The sequence below is a fragment of the Streptomyces sp. CNQ085 genome (assembly GCF_022614595.1).
Lineage (GTDB): Bacteria > Actinomycetota > Actinomycetes > Streptomycetales > Streptomycetaceae > Streptomyces.
In genome coordinates, this window is sequence record NZ_JAJFAU010000166.1 from 1 (window position 1) to 10,616 (window position 10,616).

The following is a 10,616-nucleotide window of genomic DNA, read 5'->3' on the forward strand; positions in this document are numbered from 1 at the left end:
GCCGGGGCCCGGCCGGGCGGGTGCCCGCTCCGGCCGCCCCGGCACGGGAGGGCGCGCCGGTCCGGGCAGCCGGGCGGGGGTGCGGTGGTTCTTCCGGACGGTCGGCGGCCGCGCCGCCGGTCTCGGCATCGGCGGTGGTTTCGGGACCCGATGGCACGGTCGCGGCCTTTCTTGCAGCTCGTGCGGTGACGAGCCCGACCGTACAACGCCGGACGGCCCCCGTGGGGCCGGGGTGGAGGACGCGGTGATTCCGTACAGGAGCGGGCGGGCGGCCCCCGCGGAAGGGGGGCGGGGCGGGGCCTTCTCGGAATCGGGGCCCGGCGCCCTTCGGGCCGACCTGGGACCCGCTGGCTGCGGATCGGCCGAAAGTCGTTGTCTACTGAGCCTCCGGGCCCCCACCCGGGTCGCACCCGCCGATCAGCCGGGATCCCTCCGTCTTCGTGCCGCGGACGCTGGATCTGGCTCCCGGCCGTACGCCGGTGCGACGCACCGCCCATGACCCAGCTCGTTCGACGACTGCGCGCGGAGGATCCCCGGTCGGACGTCCTGCGGTGGACCCGGCCGAACCTACCCGTCGACCGCCGTCGCCTGTCAACACCCTTACGACCTGCGGCGTTTCTCCAAAGCAGCAGGTCAGTGCCGAGCAGGCCACCGTGAGGCGGCGGAGCGCGGGGTATCGTTCGGCGGTACGGGCCCGCCTCTCATCACCCGTTCGGGTGCTGGTAGACCGTCCGTCCCCCGACCACCGTCCGCAGGCAGACGGGCAGCGGACGGTCCGGACCGAGGTCGGGCAGACCCGGAGTGCCCGAGCGCGGGTCGGTGGACCAGGCGGCGATCCGGCCGTCGGGCACCTGCACCACCAGGTCACCGGTGCGCCAGAGAGCGTAGTCGGCCGGGGCTCCGGGGACGAGGACGCCGGCGTCGTCGCGGCCGATCGCCCGCCAGCCGCCGCGGGTGTGGGCGGTGAAGGCGGCACGGACGGAGATCCGGTGCTCGGGAGTGCGGTGGAAGGCGGCGGCGCGCAGGGTGCCCCAGGGGTCGAGCGGGGTGACGGGGCTGTCGGAGCCGAGCGCCAGGGGCACACCGGCGCGCAGCAGTGCGGCGTACGGGTTGAGGGTGCGGGCGCGCTCGCGGCCCAGGCGCCGGGCGTACATGCCCTCCTCGCCGCCCCAGGCCGCGTCGAAGGCCGGCTGGACGGAGGCGGTGAGGGCCAGTTCGGCGAAGGCCGCGACGGTGGTCCCGGTCAGCATCTCGGCGTGCTCGACGCGGTGCCGGGCGGCGCGCACCCGCTCCAGGCCGACTCGCTCGGCGGCCGCGCGCACGCCCTCGGTGACGGCGGTGAGGGCGGCGTCGCCGATGGCGTGGAAGCCGGCCTGGATCCCGGCCTCGGTGCAGGCCGCGACGTGGGCGGCGACGGCGACGGCGTCCAGGTGGCCGGCGCCGCGGTGGTCCATGTCGGCGTACGGCTCGTGCAGGTGGGCGGTGTGGGAGCCCAGGGAGCCGTCGGCGAAGAGGTCGCCCGCGGCGCCGAGGGCCCCGAGTTCCCGCACCCGCCGCGCGCCCTCGGGCGAGGTGATGTGCTCGGCCCAGTAGCCGTGGACGCGGGGCCCGGGCTCGGCGGCGGCCAGCTCCAGCAGGCCGGTGAGGTCGTCCTCGCCCGAGATCTCCGGTCCCGCGCACTCGTGGAGGGTTCCGATGCCGCGGGAGGCCGCGTGGCGCAGGGCGGCGCGCTGGGCATCGGTGCGCTGGGCGGGAGTGACGGAGGCATGGGCGACGGCGCGCACCGCGTGGTGGGCGTCGCCGGTCAGCGCGGCGTCGGGGGCGTAGCCGGGCAGCCGCGCGACACCGGGGACGAGGTCGAGCAGCGCGGTGGTGACCAGCGCCGAGTGGACGTCGACGCGGGTGAGGTAGAGGGGCCGCCGGCCGGCGGCCTCGTCGAGCTCGGCGCGGGAGGGGAGCCGCTGCCCGGGCCAGGCGGACGCGTCCCAGCCGTGGCCGAGCAGGACCCGGTCGCCGGGGCGGGCGCGGACGTGCTCCCGTACGCGGTCCAGGACCTCGGCCGGTGAGGCGGCGCCCGCCAGATCGAGTCCGGTGAGCGCCAGGCCGGTCGCGGTGGCGTGGACGTGAGCGTCGGTGAAGGCCGGGGTGACGAGCGCGCCGTCGAGGTCGACCACCTCGTCGACGCCGTCGGCGAAGGAGTCCGCGGCCCCTTCCGACCCGACCCAGGCGATGCCGCCGCCGTCGACGACCATGGCGGTGGCGAAGGGGTCAGCGGGGCTGTGGACCTCGCCTCCGCGCAGGAGGACGGTGCGGGGGCGGTCGGGGCGGTCGAGAGGACCCGTGCTGTCGCTCATGGCTGCCAGTCTCCCCCTCCCCCGCCGCTCCCGGCCGCCGGGGTCACCTGTACGCGGCGGACGTGGCCCTCATACACGGGGCGGCCGGGCCTCGTAGGGGGTGGACAACACGACGGTGGTGCGGGTGGAGACCCCGGCCAGGGAGCGGATGCGCGCCAGCAGGTGCTCCAGCTCGATGGGGGTGGCGACCCGGACCTTGAGGATGTAGTTCTCGTCGCCCGCGACGCTGTGGCAGGCCTCGATCTCGGGCACCTCGGCGAGCCGGTCGGCGATGTCGTCCGGTGCGCTGGGGTCGAACGGCTTGACCGAGATGAAGGCGGTCATGGGCAGCCCGACGGCCTCGGGGTCGACAACGGCCGCGTAGCCGCGGATGACACCGCGCTGCTCCAGTCTGCGGACGCGCTGGTGCACGGCCGAGGTCGACAGGCCGGTGGCCCTGCCCAGGTCGGTGTAGCTCATCCGTCCGTCAGCGACGAGCAATTCCACGATACGACGATCCAGCTCCTCCACGACAGGCAACCTACTGCGCCGGGCGCGCCACGGCACACCGGTCGGCCCATCGGCGCCCCCGGGGCGCGGATGTGTGACGAACGCCACACCTGTGCTCCCGTGTCCGGGAGGGTGCGGAGATTACGGACGGACAACGGAGGGAAATGCTTGCTGTGGCCGGGGCTCCCTCGATCGGACGCCCGGCAGCCCGCCCAAGGGGGATTTGCATGCGCAAGGTGAAGCCGCTCCACGCCGGTCACCCGGACACCGAGGCCCACGAGGAGCACGAGGAGAGTGCCGAGGCCGACGAGGCCTATGAGACCTACGAGATCTTCCGGGTGGTCTGCCCGGACTGCGCACAGCCGATAGCACTGCTGGCGGAGGAGGAGACCCTTCCCGAGCACGCCCTGTGCCCGACTCCGTGGAACCCCTTCGGCCTGACGGTGTGCCGGGGCTCGGGGCGTCCGGTCGAGGACGCCGGGCCCGAGGGGCCGGAGCACGAGGCCCGGGAGCGGGACGCCGCGACGCTGCTGACGCTGCCCGAGGGGCTGCACTGGCGGATGCAGCCGTTCTCCCACGCGGGCGGCCCGGGTGCGCACCCGATGCGCGTCCCGCACGGGCGGCAGCCGCGCCACTGACGGCCCGCGCCGCCTCGGCCGCTCCCGGCACCACCTCGCCGAGGACCGCGGGAGAGTGGAGCGGGACCGGCCCGGGAGGGCACGGACGCGCCGGCGATCCGGCCGACGGCCCGTGTCCCGGGGGCCGTTCGGCGGCCCCCGGCGCCCTCAGCGGCTCTCGGGCCCCGCCAGGTGACGGGCGATGACCATCCGCTGGATCTGGTTGGTGCCCTCGACGATCTGCAGCACCTTGGCCTCCCGCATCAGCCGCTCGGCCGGGTAGTCGCGGGTGTAGCCGTAGCCGCCGAGCAGCTGAACGGCGTCGGTGGTGACCTTCATGGCCGCGTCCGTGCAGAACAGCTTGGCCATCGCGGCCTGCCGGGCGAAGGGTTCCCCCGCGTCGCGCAGGCGCGCCGCGGCCAGGTACAGCGCGCGTCCGGCCTCGGTCTGGGTGGCCATGTCGGCCAGCATGAACCGCACGCCCTGGAAGTCGGAGACGGGACGGCCGAACTGCTCGCGCCCGGCGGTGTAGGCCAGGGCCTCGTCGAGGGCGGCCCGGGCGAGGCCGATCGCGCAGGCGGCGATGCCGAGCCGGCCGGAGTTGAGGGCGTCCAGGGCGATGGCGAAGCCCTGCCCCTCCTCGCCGATCCGGCGGCTGTCGGGAACGCGGACCCCGTCGAAGTGGACCTGGGCCGTCGGCGACCCGCCCATCCCCATCTTGCGCTCGGGGGCGGCGGCGCTGAGTCCCTCGGTGTCGCCGGGGACGAGGAAGGCGGTGATGCCGCGCGGCCCCTCCTTCCCGGTGCGGGCCATGACGGTGTAGAAGTCGGCAATGCCGCCGTGGGTGATCCACGCCTTGGTGCCGTCGAGCACCCAGTCGTCGCCGTCACGGACGGCGCGGGTGCGCAGCGCCGCGGCGTCGGAGCCGGAGGAGGGCTCGGACAGGCAGTACGCGCCCAGCAGCCCGCCTGCGAACATCGCCGGAAGGTGCTCGGCGCACTGCTCCTTGGAGCCGTAGTGGGCGAGCGCGTGGCAGGCGAGGGTGTGGACGCTGACGCCCAGGCCCACGGTGAGCCGGGCCGCCGCCAGTTCCTCCAGGATCTGCAGGTACACCTCGTAGGGCTGCCCGCCACCGCCGAACTCCTCGCCGTAGGGCAGCGAGAGGAGACCGGACTCCGACAGCAGGGTGAAGGTCCCGCGAGGGAAGCGGCCGCTCTCCTCCTCCTCGGCCGCGGCCGGCCGGATCTCGCGCTGGGCGAGTTCACGCACCAGGGTGAGGAGATCGCGGGCCTCCTCGGTGGGCATCCGGCGTTCCACCGGCTGGGGGCCGTACTGGGTCATCGCGGCGCTCTCCTCCCTGTCGGGGGCTGCGGCGGCGGGCGCTCGGGGTGGTGCGCCGCCACCGGGAAGTGGTGGTACCGGCCGATGCCGTCCCCCGGGTTACGAGAGTGGCTGACCAGCGGCTGTGGCGATTGGAGTATGCCCGATCGGCGGCCCGGCGTCACCGCGGGACGAGGATCGCGGCCAGCGGTCACCCTCGGTTGTCGGTCCCCGCTGCCATACTCCGCCGTATGCGGAACGGCCACGGCTCCGGGCTGAGAGGCGGACGGGAGCGGGAGGGCGCGGTGCGCTGGGCGGTGGCGGTGACCGCCGAGGGCACGGCCCTGCTGTGCCCGGTGGACGGACGGGGTCGTGCGGCGGGCCCGGTGGAGGCCGAGCCGGACGCGGCGCGGGCCGTGGCGGAGCGCACCGCGTCCGGATCGGTCACCCGCTGGGTGTGGCGGTCGACGGGGCAGGTGTATCCGCGGCTGCTGGAGACCGGGGTGCGGGTGGAGCGCTGCCATGACACCGAGGCGTGCGAGGCACTGCTGCTGGGCCACGAGGGCCGGTGGGGCGAGCCGCGCTCACTGGCGGCGGCCTGGGCCCGGCTGCACCGGGCGCCGGTGCCGGACGACCCGCCGCTGCCCGCGGCCGACCAGCAGCCCTCACTGTTCGCGCCGGGTCCGGTGCCGCTACCGCGGGGCACGGACCCGCTCGCCGCCCTGCTGGAGGTGTACGCCGACCAGTTGCGGCGGGTGGAGGAGGCCGGGCACCCGGAGCGGATGCGGCTGCTGCTGGCGGCGGAGTCCGCGGGGACGCTGGTGGCGGCGGAGCTGAACCGCACGGGGGTTCCCTGGCGGGCGGATGTCCACCGGGAGCTGCTGCGGGAGCTGCTGGGCGAGAGCTACCCGGGCGGCGAGCCGGCCCGGCTGGCTCAGCTGGCCGAGGAGGTCTCGCGTGCCTTCGGGCCGGGTGTGCGGGTGCGGCCCGACCTGCCGGCGGACGTGGTCAGGGCATTCGCGCGGGCCGGGATCCGGCTGCCCTCGACACGGGCTTGGGAGCTGCGGAAGGTGGATCATCCGGCCGTCGCCCCGCTGCTGCGCTACAAGACGCTGTACCGGCTGCACACCGCGCACGGCCGGTCCTGGCTGCGCACCTGGGTGCGCGAGGGGCGCTTCCGTCCCGAGTACGTGCCCGGCGGCTCGGTCACGGGCCGCTGGACGAGCAACGGCGGAGGCGCGCTGCAGATCCCCCGGGTCGTACGGCGCGCGGTGACCGCCGACCCGGGCTGGCGGCTGGTGGTCGCCGACGCCGCTCAGATGGAGCCCAGGGTGCTGGCCGCCGTCTCCCGCGACCGGGGGCTGATGGAGGTGGCCGGAAGCGGCCGGGACATGTACTCGGTGCTGTCGGACCGGGCGTTCGGCGGCGACCGGAACCGGGCCAAGCTGGCGTTGCTGGGCGCGGTGTACGGGCAGACCTCGGGAGACGGCCTGCGGCACCTGGCGGATCTGCGGCGCCGCTACCCGGCGGCGGTGGCGTACGTGGACGAGGCGGCACGCGCCGGCGAGGAGGGCCGGCTGGTGCGCACCTGGCTGGGCCGCACCTGTCCACCCTCTGCCGCCGGGGACGCGGACTTCGGGGACGGCGGGATCGACCCTCCCGAGACGGACGCGCAGGGCCCGGCCGGCAGCGCGGCCCGGGCCCGCGGCCGGTTCACCCGCAACTTCGTGGTGCAGGGCAGCGGTGCCGACTGGATGCTGCTGGTGCTGGCCGCACTGCGGCAGTCCCTGGCCGGGATGTGCGCCGAACTGGTGTTCTTCCAGCACGACGAGGTGATCGTGCACTGCCCGGCACAGGAGGCGGGCGCGGTGGCGGACGCCGTCCGCGCGGCGGGCGAGCGGGCCGCCGTCGCGGCCTTCGGCGAGATCCCGGTGCGCTTCCCGTTCACCACGGCCGTGGTGGAGTGCTACGCGGACGCCAAGTGAACGGGGTTTTTCGGGGGTCACCGCGGGGCACCGGGGTACACCGTCCTTCCCAGCCCCACCCGGCCCCCGGCCTCTCCCCCTTCGATCCCCGCTTCCCGAGGAGTCGCACGATGAGCGGCACGATGAGCGGCACCGCGCAGATCGGCGTCACCGGACTCGCCGTCATGGGCCGCAACCTGGCCCGTAACCTCGCCCGTCACGGCTACACCGTCGCCGTGCACAACCGCACGGGCGCCCGAACGGAGGCACTGGTGGAGGAGTTCGGCGGGGAGGGCGACCTCGTACCCGCCGGGACGCCGCGGGAGCTCGTCGCCGCACTGGAGCGGCCGCGCCGCCTGGTCGTGATGGTCAAGGCGGGCGAGGCGACCGACGCCGTCGTCGGGGAGTTCGCACCGCTGCTGGAGCCGGGCGACATCCTCGTCGACGGCGGCAACGCCCACTTCGCCGACACCCGCCGCCGTGAGGAGGCACTGCGCGAGCGCGGCGTCCACTTCGTCGGCGCGGGGGTCTCCGGCGGCGAGGAGGGCGCCCTGCACGGGCCGAGCATCATGCCCGGCGGCTCGGACGAGGCGTACGCCGCGCTCGGCCCGCTGCTGGAGGAGATCGCCGCCAAGGCCCCCGACGGCACCCCCTGCACCGCACACATCGGGCCCGACGGCGCCGGGCACTTCGTGAAGATGGTGCACAACGGCATCGAGTACGCCGACATGCAGCTCATCGCCGAGGCTTACGACCTGCTGCGCACCGTGGCCGGGTACGCCCCGGCCCAGGTCGCCGAGATCTTCCGCACCTGGAACACCGGGCGTCTGGACTCCTACCTCGTAGGGATCACCGCCGAGGTGCTGGCCCACGCCGACGCGGCCACCGGGCGGCCCTTCGTCGATGTCGTCGCCGACGCCGCCGAGCAGAAGGGCACCGGCCGCTGGACGGTGCAGACCGCCCTGGACCTGGGCGTGCCGGTCTCCGGCATCGCCGAGGCGGTCTTCGCCCGCTCCCTCTCCGGGCACACCGGCCTGCGCGAGGCCGCCGCCGGCCTGCCGGGCCCGCACCGGCCCCCGCTGGGCGAGCGGGACGCCGCGCACTTCGCCGACCAGGTCGAACATGCCCTGTACGCCTCGAAGATCACCTCCTATGCCCAGGGATGGAACATGATGGGGGCGGCGAGCGAGGAGTACGGCTGGAACATCGGCCTGGGGACCGTGGCCGCCGTCTGGCGCGGCGGCTGCATCATCCGGGCCGCCTTCCTGGACCGGGTGCGCGCCGCGTACGCCGCGGACCCGGCGCTGCCCACACTGCTGGCCGACGCGGAGTTCGCCGATGAGACCGGTGCCGCGCAGGAGGCGTGGCGGGCGGTGGTGGCCACCGCCGTCCGGTACGGCGTCCCCGTACCCGGCCTCTCGGCGGCGCTGGCCTCGTACGACGCCCTGCGCGCCGGCCGCCTGCCGCAGGGATTGGTATGGACATGACTTCAAATCCTCTCTCCGCTCTCCTGGACCAGACCTGAGAGCGCTCTCATGTCTCCGCTGTCCGACCCCACCTCGACCTCATCAGGTAGAGCCGACAGAAGGAGAACAACCGTCATGCGACGCAGGATCGGTGTGCGCGCGGGCCTGTCCGCGCTACTGGCGCTGGGCGCCCGGCCCGCACCGGGCGGCCTCCCGCCGTCTTCCCGCCCGTGCCCCGGCCCCAACACCGGCCCGGTTCCGCCGACCGCCCGCCGGGGGCGGATCTGTGTTACGTTGGACCACGTTGCAGTTTTGGTACCCATGAACTTTGTGCGCGCCTGACGGTTTGTGACCTTCAGGCGCCTTTGTTTTTCCGGCTCTTCCGGCGGGGTCTCATTGCGGCGACACGGAAATCCGCACAGTGCGGATTTCCTGTACTGCCCCTATCTGGAGGAGAGAAAAGTATGGCTACTGGCACCGTGAAGTGGTTCAACGCGGAAAAGGGTTTCGGTTTCATCCAGCAGGACGGCGGCGGCGCCGACGTCTTCGCGCACTACTCGAACATCGCCACCCAGGGCTTCCGCGAGCTCCACGAGGGCCAGAAGGTCACCTTCGACGTCACCCAGGGCCAGAAGGGCCCGCAGGCGGAGAACATCCTCCCCGCCTGATTCCGCCGCGTTCGGCGAACGCGACGCGCAGCACCACCAGCAGCCGGGGCCCGCACCGCAGGGTGCGGGCCCCGGCTCGTGTCGCGCTCCGGCCCGCGGGCGCCCCGCCGCCCCCCCTTTTTTCGCCATGTCTCGCCGGCCCGTCCGGCCGGTTTTCCCCGCGCAGCAGCGCGATCCGCTTTTCCACCGGCTCGTTCCCGCGACTCTCCGCCCGCTCACGCACCGCGGAGCCTCCCCGGCACGCGCCGTCCCGAGGAAGGTCCCACCCCGCGTGAACCAGAATTCCGCAACCCGTCCCCCCCGCCCCACCCGCCGCCGTCCCTCCCGCTCCCAGGCCCCCGCGCGGCTCCCCGCGCAGAAGACGGCCCCCGGCCGCGGGAGCGCCACGCGCCGGGAAGAGCCCATGGCGCCGGCCGGTACCCCCGGGCTGCCCCCGGCCGCCTCGTTCACCGAACTGGACATGCCCGCCCCACTGCTGGAGACCCTGGGGCGCGAGGGCGTCACCGCGCCGTTCCCGATCCAGGCGGCCACCCTGCCCGACTCGCTCGGTGGCCGTGACGTCCTGGGTCGCGGACAGACCGGTTCGGGCAAGACCCTCGCCTTCGGTCTGGCGCTGCTGGCCCGCACCGCCGGGCACCGTGCCGAGTCGCGCCGTCCGCTGGCCCTGGTGCTCGTGCCCACCCGGGAACTGGCCCAGCAGGTCACCGACGCCCTCACCCCGTACGCGAAAGCGGTGCGGCTGCGGACGGCGACGGTCGTGGGCGGTCTGTCCATCGGCCGCCAGGCCGCCGCGCTCAGGAACGGCGCCGAGGTGGTCGTCGCCACCCCCGGCCGGCTCAGGGACCTGGTCGAGCGCGGCGACTGCCGACTGGAGCAGGTGCGCACCACCGTGCTGGACGAGGCCGACCAGATGGCCGACATGGGCTTTCTCCCGCAGGTCACCGCCCTGCTGGACCAGGTGCGCCCGGACGGCCAGCGGATGCTGTTCTCCGCCACCCTGGACCGCGACGTGGACCGGCTGGTGCGGCGCTTCCTCTCCGACCCGGTGGTCCACTCCGTGGACCCGCCGGCGGGCGCGGTCACCACGATGGAGCACCACATCCTACGGGTGAGCACCGACGACAAGAACGCCGTCGCCACGCGCATCGCCGCCCGCGACGGGCGCGTGATCATGTTCGTGCACACCAAGCGCGCCGTGGACCGGCTGGTCAGAAGACTGCTGGCCAGCGGGGTGCGCGCCGGCGCGCTGCACGGGGGCAAGTCGCAGAACCAGCGCAACCGCACGCTGGAGCAGTTCAAGGACGGGCAGGTCACGGCCCTGGTGGCCACCAACGTCGCCGCGCGCGGCATCCACGTCGACAACCTCGATCTGGTCGTCAACGTCGACCCGCCCGCCGACCACAAGGACTACCTGCACCGCGGCGGCCGTACCGCACGGGCCGGGGAGTCCGGCAGCGTCGTCACCCTGGTCACCCCCGAGCAGCGCCGCGAGGTCGACCGGATGGTGGCCGCCGCCGGTGTGTCGCCCCGGATCACCCCGGTGCGCTCCACCGGTGAGGAACTCGTCCGGATCACCGGGGCGAAGGAGCCCTCCGGCGTTCCCGTGGTGCTCGCCGCGCCGCCCGTCGAGCGGGCGCAGCGTTCCCAGCGGCCCCGCGGAGGTTCTTCCGGCCGTGGAGGTTCCGCCGGCCGCGGCGGTGCCCCGGGCGCCTCCCGCGGGCGCCGGGGGCGCCCGGCG

The 10,616-nt window shown here is 74.7% G+C and carries 8 protein-coding genes; 5 read left to right on the plus strand and 3 right to left on the minus strand.

Annotated features, from left to right (window positions below):
* Positions 1-704 precede the first annotated feature (704 nt).
* Together LJ221_RS21185 and LJ221_RS21190 are read right to left on the minus strand one after the other, a co-directional pair.
* The gene (locus LJ221_RS21185; protein WP_241718322.1) at positions 705-2,354 is read right to left on the minus strand and encodes an amidohydrolase; all 1,650 of its coding nucleotides are present in this window, start codon (positions 2,352-2,354) and stop codon (positions 705-707) included.
* A 69-nt stretch (positions 2,355-2,423) separates the two neighbouring features.
* Entirely contained in the window at positions 2,424-2,864 is a 441-nt protein-coding gene (locus LJ221_RS21190; RefSeq protein WP_241718323.1) for an Lrp/AsnC family transcriptional regulator, read from the minus strand.
* Positions 2,865-3,070: 206 nt separating this feature from the next.
* On the opposite strand from LJ221_RS21190, the gene LJ221_RS21195 reads away from it, so the two are divergent.
* The gene (locus tag LJ221_RS21195; protein WP_241718324.1) at positions 3,071-3,481 is read left to right on the plus strand and encodes a hypothetical protein; all 411 of its coding nucleotides are present in this window, start codon (positions 3,071-3,073) and stop codon (positions 3,479-3,481) included.
* A 147-nt stretch (positions 3,482-3,628) separates the two neighbouring features.
* Here LJ221_RS21195 and LJ221_RS21200 read toward each other — a convergent pair whose 3' ends face one another.
* The gene (locus LJ221_RS21200; RefSeq protein WP_241718325.1) at positions 3,629-4,801 is read right to left on the minus strand and encodes an acyl-CoA dehydrogenase family protein; all 1,173 of its coding nucleotides are present in this window, start codon (positions 4,799-4,801) and stop codon (positions 3,629-3,631) included.
* 230 nt (positions 4,802-5,031) lie between these two features.
* On the opposite strand from LJ221_RS21200, the gene LJ221_RS21205 reads away from it, so the two are divergent.
* The 4 genes from LJ221_RS21205 to LJ221_RS21220 form a co-directional block, all read left to right on the plus strand.
* Positions 5,032-6,765 (plus strand): bifunctional 3'-5' exonuclease/DNA polymerase, encoded by a 1,734-nt coding sequence (locus tag LJ221_RS21205; RefSeq protein ID WP_241718326.1) that lies wholly within the window; start codon positions 5,032-5,034, stop codon positions 6,763-6,765.
* A gap of 122 nt (positions 6,766-6,887) precedes the next feature.
* Positions 6,888-8,231: an NADP-dependent phosphogluconate dehydrogenase gene (gndA, locus tag LJ221_RS21210; RefSeq protein WP_241718328.1), complete on the plus strand. Its 1,344-nt coding sequence runs from the start codon at positions 6,888-6,890 to the stop codon at positions 8,229-8,231.
* A gap of 443 nt (positions 8,232-8,674) precedes the next feature.
* The gene (locus tag LJ221_RS21215) at positions 8,675-8,878 is read left to right on the plus strand and encodes a cold-shock protein (RefSeq protein ID WP_093656524.1); all 204 of its coding nucleotides are present in this window, start codon (positions 8,675-8,677) and stop codon (positions 8,876-8,878) included.
* Between the two features lie 271 nt (positions 8,879-9,149).
* The coding region (locus LJ221_RS21220; protein ID WP_241718327.1) for a DEAD/DEAH box helicase at positions 9,150-10,616 on the plus strand (1,467 nt) is incomplete at its 3' end.